Raw genomic sequence first — 14,678 nt, forward strand, 5'->3', positions numbered from 1 at the left:
ACGAGTTTGTGAGTTAGTCCAATACGAGCGTTCGTCGAGAGGGCGTTCTACCCGCTCGGATCTCCACCTAGCTACCCTCTTAAGGGATGCCTGACTACCGTCCGATTCGGTTTGAGATTGACCCTGCAACTTGGGGCAACGTTCCGCCGCCGGGTGCACTGGTTGCCGCAGCGCGGCAAGGGTCGATCGACATCGATCTTGATGCCGCACTGCTTTTCGCAGGCATCTGGACACGCCCGCCAGCATTGCATGGGTTCACATTAGCAGACTGTTGGGCATGGCTGAGGTATTATCCTGCATTCCTTCCTGGTGGCGTGACCCGATTGCGTCGCGAATGGACCCACATTGATCCACATCAGAAAACCGTTGCAAGCGACGACTTCGGGGTGGGATTCGGAACATGGGTCTTACAGCATCTGCTGAATTTCCGCAGGTATGCCGACACGCTGTACGTCGTCAACGTACTCGAGCGCGGTCAGTGGCTCCTTCGGCGCCAAGCCAAGCGCGGTCCGGCAAAATCCCCCGACTACATCGCTTACGATGCGACGGGTGCAATCAGCGTTGTCGAGTGCAAAGGAACTCAGACGTCGCAGGCAGAGTTGCGTCGAGCGCTGGCGCGAGGAACGCCCCAGAAGCGAAGTCTGACCGCACTCGGAGCCCAGCGCCTGATCCATCAACTCGTGGTCGGAGTCTACATCCCACAATACGAGCAGACCGAGCAGCCCCTTATCGCTGTACATGATCCAGAGAAGCCCGACTCCCGACAAGAACTCCGCAAATACTCCGAGGGAGAGATTCGCCGTAGCACAGAGCAGGTTTCCTTTGCAAAGGAGCTCGCCGTTTTTGAGCTTTCGGCAACGGCGGCAAGTCTCTCGTATGTCCGAGAGGCTCCGGAGCGGCTGGATACCGCGTTACGAATCGACATCGATCAGAGCCGTGCGGCCGGTCGAACCGTAATAGACAACACGATCCGCGTTCAACGAGATATTCGATGGGCGACACCCCTTCCGAGAGCACTTCGCGCGTACCGAGGCGTACGCTTCAGCGGTGAGTTACCGCTCGATGCCCTCGAGGCAGTCACGCGCTACCAAAGGTATCGTGATCTTCCGGACCAAGTACTTGAAAATATTGCTGAGCGTGATTGGCGATCAGTTCACACGGACTCCGGAGTGCGCCTCTACTCCCCCGCCGGAGCAACCTACGAGATAGAGTGGTTAGAGTAGCTCTGTGAGGCCGCGCTACCACTGCCAGGGACCTTGATCAGAGCACCGCCGCTACTGGCCCCTGACCTGCACGCGGGGTATGTTGGTACTGGTCTAACTCACTACAGTGAACGGGCCCGGCCGGGACTCTGGCCGGTCGTTGAACAATCTCAGGATCAGCAGACGAATGGCGACCACGACCCGCAGGAAGCCCAGGGCGGAGCCGGCCACCTCGCTGGACCGCAGCACCCTGCTCGGCTTCTACCGCACCATGCTCCTGGCGCGGCGGCTGGACGACAAGGAGATCCAGCTCAAGCAGCAGAACAAGATCTTCTTCCAGATCTCCGGCGCCGGCCACGAGGGCATCCAGGTGGCCGCGGCCGCGCACGCCCGCCCCGGCTACGACTGGTTCTACTTCTACTACCGCGACCGCGCCTTCTGCCTGGCGCTGGGGATGACGCCGCTCGAGCAGATGCTGCAGGCCGTGGGCGCCGAGGCCGACATCGGCTCCGGCGGGCGGCAGATGCCCAGCCACTGGGGCCATCCGCACCTGAACATCGTCAGCACGTCGTCTCCGACCGGGACGCAGTTCCTGCAGGCCGTGGGCACCGCCGAGGCGGGCGTCCGCGCGCTGAAGGTGGGCGAGCCGCTGATCGAGACCACGCGCGCGAAGGACGACGACATCGTCTGGGTGACGACGGGCGACGGAACCACCAGCGAGGGCGAGTTCTGGGAGAGCCTGAACACCGCCTGCAACCTGAAGCTCCCCGTCCTCTACATCGTCGAGGACAACGAGTACGCCATCTCCGTCCCCGTCGAGGTGAACACCGCGGGCGGCAGCATCAGCAAGCTGGTGTCGGGCTTCCCGGGGCTCTTCATCCAGACCTGCGACGGCACCGACGTGGTGGACAGCTACGAGGCCATCGGGCGCGCGGCGGAGTACTGCCGCACGCGCCAGGGCCCGGCGCTGGTGCACGCCAGGGTCATCCGCCCCTACTCGCACTCGCTGTCGGACGACGAGAAGTTCTACAAGACCGACGCCATGCGCACCGAGGAGCAGAAGCGCGACCCGCTGGTCCGCTGCGCCGCGCTCCTGCAGGAGCTGGGGTACGCCACGGAGGATGATCTCAAGCAGGTGGAGGCCGAGGTGAACGCCGCGGTGCAGGCGGCCACCGACGAGGCGCTCCAGTCGCCGCAGCCGGACCCGTCGACGGCCATGCGCTACCTGTTCTCGCCCGACGTGGACCCCACGGCCGAGCAGTTCGACACCGAGGACGACCCGCGCTTCAGCGGGAACGAGACCACGATGGTCGACCTGATCAACGCCACGCTGAAGGACGAGATGCGGCGCGACCCGCGCATCGTGGTCTTCGGCGAGGACGTGGCCGACTGCTCGCGCGAGGAGATCCTGGAGCAGGTGAAGGGAAAGGGCGGCGTGTTCAAGGTGACCGCCGGCCTGCAGCGCGAGTTCGGCGGCACGCGCGTGTTCAACTCGCCGCTGGCCGAGGCCAACATCGTGGGCCGCGCGGTGGGGATGGCGGTGCGGGGGCTCAAGCCCGTGGTCGAGATCCAGTTCTTCGACTACATCTGGCCGGCCATGATGCAGATCCGCGACGAGCTCGCGACCATGCGCTACCGGTCCAACAACACCTACGCCTCGCCCGTGGTCATCCGCGTGACCTACGGCGGGTACCTGAAGGGCGGCGCCATCTACCACTCGCAGACCGGCGAGTCGATCTTCGCGCACTGCCCCGGCCTCCGCGTGGTCCTCCCCTCCACCGCGATGGACGCGGCCGGGCTGCTGCGCACGGCCATCCGCAGCGAGGACCCGGTGCTCTTCCTGGAACACAAGCACCTGTACCGCCAAGTCTACAACAAGGGCGTGTATCCGGGCGCCAACTTCATGATCCCCTTCGGCAAGGCCCGCACGGTGCGCCAGGGGACCGACGTGACCGTCGTCGCCTGCGGGGCGCTGGTGCAGCGCTCGGTGGTGGCGGCGAAGATGGCCGAGGAGCAGATGGGGATCAGCACCGAGGTCATCGACCTGCGCACGCTCAGCCCGTTCGACATGGAATCGATCGCCGGGAGCGTGAAGCGCACCAACCGCGTGATCGTGGCGCACGAGGACTCGCTCAGCTGGGGGATCGGCAGCGAGATCGCCGCCCGCATCGCCGACGAGCTGTTCCCCTGGCTGGACGCGCCGGTGAAGCGCGTGGCCTCGCTGGACACGTGGGTGGCCTACGCGCCGCAGGTGGAGCGCGCCATTCTTCCCGAGCCCGAGGACGTGTTCAAGGCCATCCAGCAGGTGAAGGAGTTCTGATCGCCTGATCGGCTCATCCTGATCGATCGACAGAACGCAATCAGCCCCGCCCGGACGCGCTCCGGGCGGGGCTGGTCGCTGCCGGGAGATGCCTGACGGTGCTGGAACGGGAGCGCTGGCGATAGAGCGCGCCTTCTATGGATAGAATCCCCGCCCCTCGCCGCCGTTCCTGGAGATCCGGCCCGGAATCCACGCAAATGGTTTGCAACGCAGGGACTTAGCCCACAGGGTGAAAAACGGTATGCAGCCTGCCTTCCAGAGGGACGTTCACCCGGTGGAATCTCTACCCTGGAGGCACCTCATGTCCGATCCCAGGAACGCGCACGACGACGAACTGTCCGTGGAGGAGCTCGACACGGTCGCCGGCGGCGTCGAGGGCGACAACACCAACTGCTCGCAGAGCTGCACCTCGAACACGAACTGCGGCGGGACCAAGGAACCGATCTGGGTGTAACCTCCGCACGCGTGCACACCGCCGCCCGGCTCGCGCCGGGCGGCGGTTCTCGTTTCTATCGGGCGATGGAACGGCTTCTCCGCTCGCGAAAAAGGTGGAGGCGGGGCCCTCGCGATAGAGCATCGGGTCTATGGTTAGATCTCCGGCGCGAGCCACGACGACCCCCAAGAATATGGTCGCAATCGGCACAAGTTCATGCCCGGTACCGGCCTGGCGAATCGGGGCGCGAACGGTATGCCTCGTGCCTTCCTCCGGACGCAGACGGATGCACATCTCATCACCGCAAACGGAGGCACCCATGGCTGACGATCCCAGGCGCGAAGACGAACTGTCGGTGGAAGAGCTCGACAGCGTGGCCGGCGGCGTGATCGGCGACAACACCAACTGCTCGCAGGGCTGCACCTCGAACTCGAACTGCGGCGGGACCAAGGAACCCACCACGGGACCGGTCTGGGTGTAACGCCGCCAGCGCGTCGCTCCGCCGCCCGGCTCCCGCCGGGCGGCGGTTCTCGTTTCTACCGGCGGTGGAACGGCTTCTCCGCTCGCGCGAAGGTGGAGGCGGGGCCCCCGCGATAGAGCATCCGGTCTACGGGTAGACCCCCGGCGCGCGTCCCCGATCGCTCAAGGATATTGTCGAATCGGCGCAAGTTATTGCCCTGCACTGGCCTGGCGATTCGGGCCCGGACGGTATGCCTCGTGCCTTCTTCCGGACGCAGAGGGATGCACATCTCATCACCGCAAACGGAGGCACCCATGGCCGACGATCCCAGGCGCGACGACGAACTGTCGGTGGAAGAGCTCGACGCGGCGGCAGGCGGGCTGGGCGACAACACCAACTGCTCGCAGAGCTGCACGTCGAACAGCAGCTGCGGCCCGGTCGTCAAGGAACCGACCCAGGGACCGATCTACGCGTAACGGCCTCCGCGCGTCGCTCCGCCGCCCGGCTCCCGCCGTGCGGCGGTTTTCATTTCGCTCCGGAGGCGATCATGGCCGATCCAGAGGAACCGCGGGAAGAGGAGAAGGAGATTTCGGTCGACGAGCTCGATTCGGCCGCCGGAGGGAGCATCGAGCCGAACATCAACTGCGTCTGCGATCCGCCCCCTCCGAACGGAGCCAGCTGCCAGGCCGCCACGCTATGACGGAGATGGCCGCGGCGCGACGCCCGGGCCCGGGACGATAGAGCGTCCGGTCTACCGGTAGACGCCCGGCGCGCATCCGCGATCCGCGCCGGGTGCGGCCCCGTCCGCGCAAACTCCTATCCTGCAACAACATCGCGGTTTGGCAGGAACCGGTATGTCTCGTGCCTTCCCCCGCCGCGGTCATCCTGCACATCTATCACCGCGAATGGAGGCACCATGTCCGAGCCCATGAATCTGCGCGACGACGACGAGCTGTCCGTCGACGAGCTCGACACCGTGGCCGGTGGCGTCGAGGGCGACAACACCAACTGCACGCAGGCCTGTACGTCGAACACCAACTGCAGCGGCGGCTGCTCCGCCCAGGCGTTGTAAGGCTCAGAAGCAGCATCGCGCGCGAGGGCGCGCGCGCGCGACCAGCGGCCCCGCGCATCCACGGATGCGCGGGGCCGCTGGGCTTTCTGGACATTGTGAGTAATTCTATGTGTCTATTTGCGGTAACCCCCTGTTCGCTCAGAAGTGATCTCGCCCCGCCCACGATCCCCGTCGGTTTGTGCCAACAATCCTGCATGCCTGTGTGTAGCGGTGTGGCACTACCGCGATAGAGCCTTTGGTCTACAACAGGCAGCAGAACTCTATGGGCCAATTCGCAATTCATTGGCAGAAAACGCGTAATGGGCCGCCCCGCACGTACTTCAATCGAATGACCCAAATGGCGCATGATATGCTCAAGTATGTCCCCGACGGTACGATCCCACTCAACCCTATCAGTGGAGGAATGCATGTCCGACCCCAAGGAGTTCCGCGCCGAAGACGGGGAGCTGAGCGTCGAAGAACTCGAAGCAGCAGCAGGCGGAGACGGTGACAACCTCCACTGCACCATCAACACCAACTGCACCCAGGGCTGCCTTCCCACAGTAGATCCTCAGTGACCAGGTCGGTTTCTCCGCCACCGCCGCGGCGTAGCGGGTGCGCATAGCGGCGGAGGCGAGAGGAATGTACTCGGTGAGGCGGCCGGGAGGCAGTTCGGGAAGTGCGGAATCGCACCGGCGCACGCGCGGGGGAGCAATACAGACACCTTCGAACACGATGGAGCACCGGCACGGGCGAGTAGAGCCCCCGGTCTATCCGTAGACGCCGGGCGCCGTGGGAGAGCCGCGCCGGACGGAGGCGTGCGCGGCGCAAGTGAGTGCGGCGGAAGCGCTTGTAAAAGGGGCGGGAAACGGCACAACGCCTGCCTCCCGGTTCCCCCCGCAGGCTCACCCGTCTCATTATCTCTCCCACACCCGGAGGCACACATGGCCGACCCCAAGGACATCCGCGAAGACGAGCTGTCGGTCGAGGAGCTCGAGGACGCCGCCGGCGGCATCATCGGCGACAACACCAACTGCTCGCAGGGCTGCACGTCCAACAGCAACTGCGGCCGCGAGCCCGCTCTCGGCTGACGCGGGACGGTGCCGCACCTTCGCCCGGGCGCCATGCCCGGGCGAAGGTGGAGAGGGCGCCGGGCGATGCGCGCCGGGCGGCGACCCAACGAACCAGGAGATGACGAGTGATGACGCCGACCACCGACATGTTCGAGTCCCCGCACGACCGCAACGGTACCGCCCTCGCCACGACATCCCTGGTGCAGCTGCGCTACAAGGCCGCGCAGCGCTGGGTCCCCTCGCGCTACAACGCGCGCGCGGTCGGCGACGACGGCCGGCTGATGCTGTGGAACACGCTGAACGGCACGATCAGCGTCTTCGCCCCCAAGGACCGCGACCGCGTGCTCGAGGCGCTGTCGGTGGAAGGGGTCCGCGAGCCGCTGGGCAAGGCGGGCGAGTACCTGACGCGCCGCGGCTACCTGGTGCGCGAGGGCGTGAACGAGCTGGACATCTTCCGCTACCGCTACGCCAACGACCAGTGGCGGCAGGACACCCTGCAGCTGATCCTGCTGGCCAGCGAGGACTGCAACTTCCGCTGCGTGTACTGCTACGAGAAGTTCGAGCGCGGCACCATGACCCCCGAGACGCGGCAGGGGATCAAGGCGCTGCTGGACCAGCGCGCGCCGCGGCTGAAGGAGTTCAGCGTCTCGTGGTTCGGCGGCGAGCCGCTGTACGGCTGGGACGCGGTGAGCGATCTGTCGCCCTACTTCCGCAAGACCTGCGACGAACACGGGATCCGCTACGGCCAGCACATGACCACCAACGCGTACCTCCTGACCGAGGAGCGCGCCACACACCTGCTGGAGTGGGGGTGCCGCAACTTCCAGATCACGCTCGACGGGCTGGCCGAGGAGCACGACTGCAAGCGCGTGGGGCGCGACGGCAGCGGCACCTTCTCCACCATCCTCGACAACCTGCGCTCGCTGCGCGAGCGCCGCGGCGAGGAGTTCGGCGTGGACCTGCGCGTGAACTTCGACCGCAGCAACTTCCCCAAGCTGGGGCCCTTCCTCGAGGCCATGAGCGAGGAGTTCGGCGGCGACACGCGCTTCCGCATGCGCTTCCGCGCGGTGGGCAAGTGGGGCGGCGCCAACGACGCCAACCTGGACACCTGCGGCACCACCGACAGCCGCACCTACATGCGCGAGCTGCAGGAGCGGGCCAAGCAGCTGCAGCTGGGCCAGGAGGCGGGGATCCGCGAGATCGCCACGCTGGGCAGCCAGGTGTGCTACGCCGCGCGCCCCTTCAACCTGATCGTGGGCGCCACCGGTCAGCTGATGAAGTGCACGATCGCGCTGTACGACATGCCCGAGAACCGCGTGGGGCAGCTGCACCCCGACGGCTCGCTGGAGCTGGACGACCTGAACATGAGCAAGTGGGTGAACCCCCACTTCGAGACCGACGCCATGTGCCAGAGCTGCCACGTCCTTCCGGGGTGCCAGGGCGGCCACTGCCCGCTGTCGCGGGTGACCAGCGGAACGCGCACCTGCTGCACGGTGAAGAGCAACCTGAAGCGCGAGATGCGCTTCACCATGGCCGACATGGCCGAGGCCGCCGCGGCGCGCGCCGCCGAACCCCAGCCCGTCTGAGGAGCGCGCCCATGACCGCCACCCTTTCCCCCGCCCCGCCGCGCGCCGCGGCCCCGGCGGCCGCAACCGTCCCGGGCGCGGTGCTCCTGAGCCCCACCGACCGCATCGGCCGCAAGCCGCTGGTGGACTGGGCGGTGGAGCTGATGGGCCGGCTGGAGACCGCGCGCGCCGCCGGGCTGGACGCGCGCAACCTGGCCGGCGAGGTCGGCTCCATCGGCAACAACGCGGCGCTGATGGCCGCGCACCTGGGGCGCGGCACGCTGGCCGGCACCCTGTGCGAAACGCAGATCGAGTGGCACGCCCGGCGCGCTCGCGTGCTGGGCGACCCGGGGCTGAACGCCTACGCGGCCCAGCCCTGGGTGAACCTGGGGCGGCTGGAGGTGCTGCGCGGCCAGTGGGAGGCGGCCGTGGCGCGCTTCGGGGCGCTGGCCCAGTACGCGCGCGACGGCGAGCTGATGGCCGGGTGCGCGCGCATCGACTCGGGCGCGTGGGCGGCCGTGACGCCCACGCGCGAGGAGTTCGAGGCGTTCCTGGAGACGGTGCGGGTGATGGACACCTTCCGTGCGCTCCTGCTGAACCGCCGCTGGGACGAGATCATGGCCTTCCGGGCCGCCCTGGCCGACGACACCCGCCCCACCCTGCAGCGCGTGGGCGACGAGGCGGCGGTGGTGGCCCTCGCGCGCCTGGGCGATCCCGAGGAGGCGCACGAGGTGGCGCTGTCCGCCGAGCGCCAGACCAGCGGATGGCACCGCGCGGTGTTCCGGGTGCGCCGCGGCGAGGCGCTGCTGGCCGCCGGCCAGACCGAGCGCGCCACGGGGCTGCTCGCGCAGATGGCCGGCGTGGTGGTGCAGCTCTCCCCCGAGGTACGGGGCGACCTGAACACCGTGTACGTGCTGAACCGGCTGGGGTGCACCCTGCGCGAGGCGGGGAGCCACGAGCACGCGGGAAGCGTCGGGCGGGCCATGCTGGAGGGTGCCCGCGCCGGCGGCGACCAGGTGCTGGAGATCGAGGCGCTGCGGCTCCTGGCCGGGATTCCTGACGACGCCGAGCACGCGCGGTGGACGGACGAGCTGTCGCGGCTCGAAGCCACCACGCGCTACGCCAAGTTCCGCAAGGGCGGCCCCGTCGAGGACCTGGAGATCGAAACGCTCTTCGACGAGCTGCTGGACCAGTTCGCGTACTGAGCGCCGGCGCGGCAATCAGCACGCGGAGAAAAGGCCCGGGCTCGCTCCCGGGCCTTTTCGCGTCTCCGTCATCCCTTCTCCCTCCATGATCCCGTAATCTCACGCGGAGACGCGGAGACGCGGAGGACCCGTAGTTCTCTGCGTCTCCGCGTCTCCGCGTGAGGATCGGTTTTTCGAGATCCGGGTCGCCACGAGGGGTGCTCCGATGGATAGACCCGCCGCTCTATCGGTTAGATGCGGAGCGCCGGGGAAAGGTGCGTCCCCGCGCGGTACGTTCAGGCGTAAGCAGTTGCGGCTGAACTGCTTGCGTTCGACGCGGAAACCGGTACGAGGCGTGCCTTTGCATCACCCGGACAGGACCTTTCCGTCCTGCTCTCCCAACACTCCCGCCATCGGAGGAAGCCATGGCCGACCGCAAGGACCGCGAACCCGCCCCGCAGGACTCCGACGAGCTGTCGGTCGAGGAGCTCGAGTCCGCCGCCGGCGGCATCGAGGGCGACAACACCAACTGCTCGCAGAGCTGCACCAGCAACAGCAGCTGCAAGCCGCCGCTCCTGGCCTGACGAAGGCCCGCGCGCCTCCCCCGCCCGCACCCGGGCGGCGGAGGCACGCACGCACATCCACGCCGCGGCCGCGTCCGGCCGACTTTTCCCCAAGGAGGAGCATGTCCAGACCCGACGACCGGCCCCTGGCCGCCGCGCATGAAGACGAGCTTACGGTGGACGAGCTCGAGGTGGTGGCAGGCGGCGTGGAAGGCGACAACACCAACTGCGTGGAAGCCTGCACGGTCAACAACAGCTGCAAGCCGCCGCTCCTGGCCTGACGAGGGTCGGCGCGCCTCCCCGCCCGCACCCGGCGGCGGAAGCGCGCACGCACATCACGCCGCGGCCGCGCCCGGCCGTCTTTCCCCAGGAGGAGCATGTCCAGACCCGACGACGACAGGATTCCGGCGGCCGCGCACGACGACGAGCTTTCGGTGGACGAGCTCGAGGTGGTGGCCGGCGGCGTGGAAGGCGACAACACCAACTGCGTGTACGCCTGCACCGTGAACAGCGGCTGCAAGGCCGCCGCGAGCGCCATCTGAGCCACGCGCCCACGAAGGCGGACCCATGCGAAAGCCGACGCCACACCCCGACCCGCCGGACCGTGCGCCCGACGAGCCGCTCGCGGTGCACGAGCTGGACGACGCTGCGGGCGGGATCGACAACGAGCCCAACGCGAACTGCGGAGTCGCGTGCTCGCTGGACCACAACTGCGCGCCGACCATCGGCCTGAACGGCGGGTGAATTCGCCATCGGGCAAAGACGGGCTCATGCAGAAAAGCAGAGGAGCAGAGACAGATTCTCTGTTCTCCGCTGCTCTGCGTGAACCCGTCTCCTGATCGACGCGGTTGATCCACCGATCGTCAGCAAGCAACCAGCCCCGCCCGGATGTGCTCCGGGCGGGGCTGGTCGTTGCCGGGCGTGGTGCGGCTTACCGGAAGGCCGCCACCGTGGGCGCCGTCAGGTTCAGCACCCGCGCGTTGTCCTCGTACGCGGTGGTCCCCATCACCTGCCCCGTGGCCGGGTAGGTCTTGAGCGGGTTCGACCACCACTGGATGCGCGTGCAGTTGGCGCAGTTGTTCCCGTACGCCATGATCGTCCGCCAGTTCTTGGTGGACGGGATGTAGCCGTGGCCGTACTGGTACGGCGTGAGGGTGCCGTCCACGAAGCGGTCGTGCCGGGCGCCCTGCAGGTGGCCCAGCTCGTGGCCGAACGAGTAGTAGCCGGTGATGCAGCTCTGGTCCGCCGTGGCGAAGGCCGAGCTGGCGGTCGCCTTGATCGCCGCGGCCTGGCCGCACGCCTCGGTGTCGTTCACCACCAGCATCACCAGGTCGGCCGCGTAGGTGTTCCGCAGCGTGTGGACGTTGTCCATGATGCCGTCGGTGGTGCTCTGCAGCGCGCTCACGTGCTGCGAGAAGCTGCGGCCGGCCTCGCTGTACGTGACCTGGCCGGTGTACACGCGGTTGAAGGAGATGTTGATCCCGCTGTTCGCGTACGACTGGTTGGTCTCATCCACCGCGAGCTGGATCTTGCTGGTGATGTTGCCCGCCGCCGACGCGGCCGAGGCGGTGTACACCACCATGACGTTGATGGTGGTGAGCGCCGTCGCGCTCAGGGCGCCGGAAACGCGCGACGCCTGGATCCGGCCGGCGGCGTCGCTCATCTGCGTGGTCAGCGCGCCGCTGGGGTTGTCGGGCGTGTGCTCCGGCGGGAAGCCGCTCTGGTCGATCTTCGACACGGCGTGCAGCCCGTTGCCGATCGGCTCGATGCTGTACTGCGTCTGGCCCACGGTCACCGTGGCCGTCACCTCGCCGTCCATCATCACCAGCTGCACCCAGCCGTAGCCTCCGCGGATGGGCCCGGACCAGGAGATGTCCTGCGCGGCACGCTGCGTGGCGTGCTCGCCGGTGGCCACCACCTGCAGCCCCGGCGCCACGCCCAGGCGCAGGACGCTCCCCTGCCGCAGGAGCTGGCCCGGCGCCGCCGCGATGCGCGCCAGGTGCACCTCGGCGGTGCTCGGGCGGTTGCGGATGGCGGCGAGGCGGCCGGCCTGCACGTTGTCGAGCGCGGCCTGGGGAACCAGGGTGAGCAGGTCCTGCTGGCCTGCCGCGGCGGCGCTCATCGAGGTGTCGGCGGGGCGGGTGATGTCGTCGCTCTGGCACGCGGCCAGACCGACGGATGCGGCGAGGACCAGCACGAGCGGTGCTTTCATCGGTACGACTCCAGGAGTGGGGTGGGCTGGAAGGAGCAGCCACGCTGAAGGCATCCTCCAGGCCATTCCGCTCCGCGCGCGCCAACTCTCTGGAGATGCAGGTTTTAGCCGAAACCGTGCGTAAACATGTGTACGCAGGTGGCGATGCAGCCCGGGGCGGACCGCACCGATCTGAGGCAACAACTTGTTTTATGGGCTCCAATGCATCGAAGCAGACAGTTCCCCGGGAGAAACGACCTTTAATCTATCCTTGTCTCTAAAGGTGCTCAATGTCTCCACGTGCCATCCATCATCCCCGCGGATCCGTACCGGTGCCGCCCATGCGCGCGAGCACGGCCAGGGTGCGCAGGTGCGTGCGCACGCCGTCCGGCCCCGACGCGCGGTGGATGCGCTGGAGCTGCTTGTAGGTGTCGTCGAACCACAGCCCGCTGTCCGCGCGCCAGATGTGCTTCGCCAGCAGCCACTTCAGCGACGATACCTGCTGTTCCTGCGTCCGCCTTTCCTCCGCCTCCTCCTCCTCCATCGGCGTGAGCGTGTAGCCGGCCGACGCGGGCACCACCAGCAGCTGCGCGAACGGCTCGCCGGGGCGGAACACGTGCGTCTCGCCCGGGCGCGGCGCCTTGAAGACCGCGAAGAACATCCGCGGCCAGAAGCGCTCGATGTGCCCCGGCACCGCGGCGGGCACCTCGCCCGTGGTGTCGGTGAAGAAGCGCGGGTGCGGCTCCACCCGCAGCACGTGCCCCGGCGGCGGCAGGATGTCGATCGCCGTCGTCATCCCGTAGTGGTGCGGCGCGAACGCCCCGAACGGCACCTCCACCTTCTCCCCCCGCTCCGCCGCCCGCGCGATCTCGCCCGAGAAGTCGCCGTCGAAGCGGATGGCGCCATCCTCGCGCGTCACCCGGCACTCGGTCTCGAAGGCGTACACCAGCTCGATTCCGTACGTGGACGCGTCGGCGAAGGGGCGGCAGTGCCACGGCTGCGGCGTCGCCCCGTCTTCCGCCGGCTGCAGCTCCCCCGCCCAGCCGGGGATAGCCATGCGGATGCGCCGCGGCGGCTGCGCCCGGTTCCACGCGCGGTACTTCAGCTCGATCCGCCGCGCCTCGCCGGGCGGCCCGGTCTGCGGCTGGGGATCGGGAGATTCGGGTGCGGGGCTCTGCATCGGGCGGCGTTGGGGGATGGGGATGGGGATGGGGATGGGGCGGGAGATGGACGGCGCCGGAAAGCTACGCGCCCCGCCGGGATAGTCCAAGCGGGGCGCGATCGGAAATCTCTGCGTCTTTCAATCGAAGCGGGTCTCACGCGGAGACGCGGGGATGCCGCGTCACCGCCGGCGCTCGTCGTCCTCCCCCGCTCCTGCGTCGGGATCGGCGATGTCGGCGGGGGTGCGCGTCTCGGCGTTCTTCGGCGCCGTGCCGGCGGAGACGGGATGGATGCCGGAGCCGCCCACCGCCTCGCGCCGCCCCACGCCGCCGCCGGGAAGGCCGCTCTGGTTGCCGGGCGACGAGTCCGGCGCGCGGTCCTTCTTCGCGGCGGCCTCGGCGCGCTTCGACACGTCCTCGCGCCTGAGCGCGCTCTCCCGCTGGCCGCCGCGCGCGGAGCTGCCGGAATCCTTCTCCCCCTCCCCGGTCTTCCCCTTGCCGCCGGACGCATCCTCGCGCCACACCGCGCCCTCCTCGGGCTCGATCCCCGACCCGCGCTCGGTGGCCCACGTCTCCGTGAACTCGGCGCCGAAGAGCACGATCATGGCCGTGTAGTAGATCCACACCAGGAGCACCGCCAGCGACCCCGCCGCGCCGTACGCCTTCCCCGGGTTGCTGTTCCCCAGGTACAGGCCGATGGCCCACTTGCCGATCTCGAACAGGATCGCGGTCACCAGCCCGCCCACCCACACGTCCTTCCACGCGATCTTCGCGTCGGGAAGGACGTAGAAGATGGCGCTGAACAGGAGCGTGACCACCGCGAGCGAGACCAGCGTCTGCAGGATGCCCACGACCACGCTGGACGCGCCGGGGATCAGCGAGCTCACCGCGCCGCCCACCGCCGTGAGCGCGGCGCTCAGCGCCAGCGACACCAGCAGCAGGAAGGCGATCACCAGCACCATTCCCACCGACAGCAGGCGCTTGAAGATGAAGTTCTTCAGCCCGCCGGCGTTCGGGTCGGGCCTCACCTCCCAGGCGCGGTTCAGCGCGCCCTGCAGCTGCATGAACGCCCCGGTGGCGCCCAGCACCAGCGCCACGATCCCCATGATCGTGGCGAGCGCGCCGCCGCCGGGCTGCTTGGCCTGGGTGAGCATGGTCTGGATCGTCTTCGCGCCGTCCGGGCCCACCATGCTCCCCATCTGCCCGCTCATCGCCTCCTGCACCTGCTCGCGGCTGACAAAGGCGCCCACCAGCATCAGGATCAGGATCAGCAGCGGCGGCAGGGCGAAGACGGTGGAGTACGCGAGCGCCGCCGCCGAGGTGGGGCACTCGTCCTCGCCGAAGTCCTTCGCCGACTTCTTCAGCAGCTGGAATGCTTCTTTTCCGCTCAGCTTCATCCGTCACCTTTCCGCCGCCGTTCCCGTCATTCGCTTCCGAGCCCGCGGAGCGTTTGCAAAGGCGGTTCCAACCTTTGCA

Annotated in this window: 18 protein-coding genes; 15 read left to right on the top strand and 3 right to left on the bottom strand. The window is 68.2% G+C overall.

Annotated features, from left to right (window positions below; all coding sequences use genetic code 11):
* Nucleotides 1–86 precede the first annotated feature (86 nt).
* The 15 genes from VLK66_RS16465 (at nucleotide 87) to VLK66_RS16535 (ending at nucleotide 10,595) form a co-directional block, all read left to right on the top strand.
* Nucleotides 87–1,223 carry a hypothetical protein gene (locus VLK66_RS16465; protein ID WP_325310543.1) on the top strand — a complete coding sequence of 379 codons (1,137 nt, stop codon included), beginning with the start codon at nucleotides 87–89 and terminating at the stop codon, nucleotides 1,221–1,223.
* Nucleotides 1,224–1,389: 166 nt separating this feature from the next.
* On the top strand, nucleotides 1,390–3,522 hold the full coding sequence (locus VLK66_RS16470) for a dehydrogenase E1 component subunit alpha/beta (protein ID WP_325310544.1): 2,133 nt from the start codon (nucleotides 1,390–1,392) through the stop codon (nucleotides 3,520–3,522).
* A gap of 301 nt (nucleotides 3,523–3,823) precedes the next feature.
* Nucleotides 3,824–3,976, top strand: a complete 153-nt coding sequence (locus VLK66_RS16475; protein WP_325310545.1) for a hypothetical protein — start codon at nucleotides 3,824–3,826, stop codon at nucleotides 3,974–3,976.
* A gap of 298 nt (nucleotides 3,977–4,274) precedes the next feature.
* Nucleotides 4,275–4,436, top strand: a complete 162-nt coding sequence (locus VLK66_RS16480; protein WP_325310546.1) for a hypothetical protein — start codon at nucleotides 4,275–4,277, stop codon at nucleotides 4,434–4,436.
* A 293-nt stretch (nucleotides 4,437–4,729) separates the two neighbouring features.
* The gene (locus VLK66_RS16485) at nucleotides 4,730–4,891 is read left to right on the top strand and encodes a hypothetical protein (protein WP_325310547.1); all 162 of its coding nucleotides are present in this window, start codon (nucleotides 4,730–4,732) and stop codon (nucleotides 4,889–4,891) included.
* A 71-nt stretch (nucleotides 4,892–4,962) separates the two neighbouring features.
* The gene (locus VLK66_RS16490; RefSeq protein ID WP_325310548.1) at nucleotides 4,963–5,115 is read left to right on the top strand and encodes a hypothetical protein; all 153 of its coding nucleotides are present in this window, start codon (nucleotides 4,963–4,965) and stop codon (nucleotides 5,113–5,115) included.
* A 216-nt stretch (nucleotides 5,116–5,331) separates the two neighbouring features.
* Complete coding sequence (locus VLK66_RS16495) at nucleotides 5,332–5,487, top strand: hypothetical protein (protein ID WP_325310549.1); 156 nt, start codon at nucleotides 5,332–5,334, stop codon at nucleotides 5,485–5,487.
* A gap of 407 nt (nucleotides 5,488–5,894) precedes the next feature.
* A complete protein-coding gene (locus VLK66_RS16500) occupies nucleotides 5,895–6,044 on the top strand; it encodes a hypothetical protein (protein WP_325310550.1) in 150 nt (49 codons plus the stop codon).
* A 366-nt stretch (nucleotides 6,045–6,410) separates the two neighbouring features.
* A complete protein-coding gene (locus VLK66_RS16505; RefSeq protein WP_325310551.1) occupies nucleotides 6,411–6,557 on the top strand; it encodes a hypothetical protein in 147 nt (48 codons plus the stop codon).
* A 110-nt stretch (nucleotides 6,558–6,667) separates the two neighbouring features.
* Nucleotides 6,668–8,125, top strand: a complete 1,458-nt coding sequence (locus VLK66_RS16510) for a radical SAM/SPASM domain-containing protein (protein ID WP_325310552.1) — start codon at nucleotides 6,668–6,670, stop codon at nucleotides 8,123–8,125.
* Nucleotides 8,126–8,136: 11 nt separating this feature from the next.
* Nucleotides 8,137–9,309, top strand: coding sequence for a hypothetical protein (locus VLK66_RS16515; protein WP_325310553.1), 1,173 nt, complete (start codon nucleotides 8,137–8,139; stop codon nucleotides 9,307–9,309).
* A gap of 404 nt (nucleotides 9,310–9,713) precedes the next feature.
* On the top strand, nucleotides 9,714–9,872 hold the full coding sequence (locus VLK66_RS16520; RefSeq protein ID WP_325310554.1) for a hypothetical protein: 159 nt from the start codon (nucleotides 9,714–9,716) through the stop codon (nucleotides 9,870–9,872).
* Between the two features lie 101 nt (nucleotides 9,873–9,973).
* Entirely contained in the window at nucleotides 9,974–10,132 is a 159-nt protein-coding gene (locus tag VLK66_RS16525) for a hypothetical protein (protein ID WP_325310555.1), read from the top strand.
* A gap of 96 nt (nucleotides 10,133–10,228) precedes the next feature.
* Complete coding sequence (locus tag VLK66_RS16530; RefSeq protein WP_325310556.1) at nucleotides 10,229–10,393, top strand: hypothetical protein; 165 nt, start codon at nucleotides 10,229–10,231, stop codon at nucleotides 10,391–10,393.
* A gap of 25 nt (nucleotides 10,394–10,418) precedes the next feature.
* Complete coding sequence (locus tag VLK66_RS16535; protein ID WP_325310557.1) at nucleotides 10,419–10,595, top strand: hypothetical protein; 177 nt, start codon at nucleotides 10,419–10,421, stop codon at nucleotides 10,593–10,595.
* Between the two features lie 187 nt (nucleotides 10,596–10,782).
* Here the strand turns inward: VLK66_RS16535 and VLK66_RS16540 are convergent, their stop codons facing one another.
* The 3 genes from VLK66_RS16540 to VLK66_RS16550 all read right to left on the bottom strand — a co-directional run bounded on the left by VLK66_RS16540 (nucleotide 10,783) and on the right by VLK66_RS16550 (nucleotide 14,599).
* Nucleotides 10,783–12,063, bottom strand: a complete 1,281-nt coding sequence (locus tag VLK66_RS16540; protein ID WP_325310558.1) for a M12 family metallo-peptidase — start codon at nucleotides 12,061–12,063, stop codon at nucleotides 10,783–10,785.
* A 289-nt stretch (nucleotides 12,064–12,352) separates the two neighbouring features.
* Complete coding sequence (locus tag VLK66_RS16545) at nucleotides 12,353–13,312, bottom strand: hypothetical protein (RefSeq protein ID WP_325310559.1); 960 nt, start codon at nucleotides 13,310–13,312, stop codon at nucleotides 12,353–12,355.
* 72 nt (nucleotides 13,313–13,384) lie between these two features.
* Nucleotides 13,385–14,599 carry a YihY/virulence factor BrkB family protein gene (locus tag VLK66_RS16550; RefSeq protein WP_325310560.1) on the bottom strand — a complete coding sequence of 405 codons (1,215 nt, stop codon included), beginning with the start codon at nucleotides 14,597–14,599 and terminating at the stop codon, nucleotides 13,385–13,387.
* Nucleotides 14,600–14,678: the final 79 nt, after the last annotated feature.

Source organism: Longimicrobium sp. (genome assembly GCF_035474595.1).
Taxonomy (GTDB): Bacteria; Gemmatimonadota; Gemmatimonadetes; order Longimicrobiales; family Longimicrobiaceae; genus Longimicrobium.

Excerpts from the sequence above, each read along its gene's own strand:
- VLK66_RS16465 (WP_325310543.1), top strand. The coding sequence starts at position 87 with ATGCCTGACTACCGTCCGATTCGGTTTGAGATTGACCCTGCAACTTGG.
- VLK66_RS16470 (WP_325310544.1), top strand. The coding sequence starts at position 1,390 with ATGGCGACCACGACCCGCAGGAAGCCCAGGGCGGAGCCGGCCACCTCG.
- VLK66_RS16475 (WP_325310545.1), top strand. The coding sequence starts at position 3,824 with ATGTCCGATCCCAGGAACGCGCACGACGACGAACTGTCCGTGGAGGAG.
- VLK66_RS16480 (WP_325310546.1), top strand. The coding sequence starts at position 4,275 with ATGGCTGACGATCCCAGGCGCGAAGACGAACTGTCGGTGGAAGAGCTC.
- VLK66_RS16485 (WP_325310547.1), top strand. The coding sequence starts at position 4,730 with ATGGCCGACGATCCCAGGCGCGACGACGAACTGTCGGTGGAAGAGCTC.
- VLK66_RS16490 (WP_325310548.1), top strand. The coding sequence starts at position 4,963 with ATGGCCGATCCAGAGGAACCGCGGGAAGAGGAGAAGGAGATTTCGGTC.
- VLK66_RS16495 (WP_325310549.1), top strand. The coding sequence starts at position 5,332 with ATGTCCGAGCCCATGAATCTGCGCGACGACGACGAGCTGTCCGTCGAC.
- VLK66_RS16500 (WP_325310550.1), top strand. The coding sequence starts at position 5,895 with ATGTCCGACCCCAAGGAGTTCCGCGCCGAAGACGGGGAGCTGAGCGTC.
- VLK66_RS16505 (WP_325310551.1), top strand. The coding sequence starts at position 6,411 with ATGGCCGACCCCAAGGACATCCGCGAAGACGAGCTGTCGGTCGAGGAG.
- VLK66_RS16510 (WP_325310552.1), top strand. The coding sequence starts at position 6,668 with ATGACGCCGACCACCGACATGTTCGAGTCCCCGCACGACCGCAACGGT.
- VLK66_RS16515 (WP_325310553.1), top strand. The coding sequence starts at position 8,137 with ATGACCGCCACCCTTTCCCCCGCCCCGCCGCGCGCCGCGGCCCCGGCG.
- VLK66_RS16520 (WP_325310554.1), top strand. The coding sequence starts at position 9,714 with ATGGCCGACCGCAAGGACCGCGAACCCGCCCCGCAGGACTCCGACGAG.
- VLK66_RS16525 (WP_325310555.1), top strand. The coding sequence starts at position 9,974 with ATGTCCAGACCCGACGACCGGCCCCTGGCCGCCGCGCATGAAGACGAG.
- VLK66_RS16530 (WP_325310556.1), top strand. The coding sequence starts at position 10,229 with ATGTCCAGACCCGACGACGACAGGATTCCGGCGGCCGCGCACGACGAC.
- VLK66_RS16535 (WP_325310557.1), top strand. The coding sequence starts at position 10,419 with ATGCGAAAGCCGACGCCACACCCCGACCCGCCGGACCGTGCGCCCGAC.
- VLK66_RS16540 (WP_325310558.1), bottom strand. The coding sequence starts at position 12,063 with ATGAAAGCACCGCTCGTGCTGGTCCTCGCCGCATCCGTCGGTCTGGCC.
- VLK66_RS16550 (WP_325310560.1), bottom strand. The coding sequence starts at position 14,599 with ATGAAGCTGAGCGGAAAAGAAGCATTCCAGCTGCTGAAGAAGTCGGCG.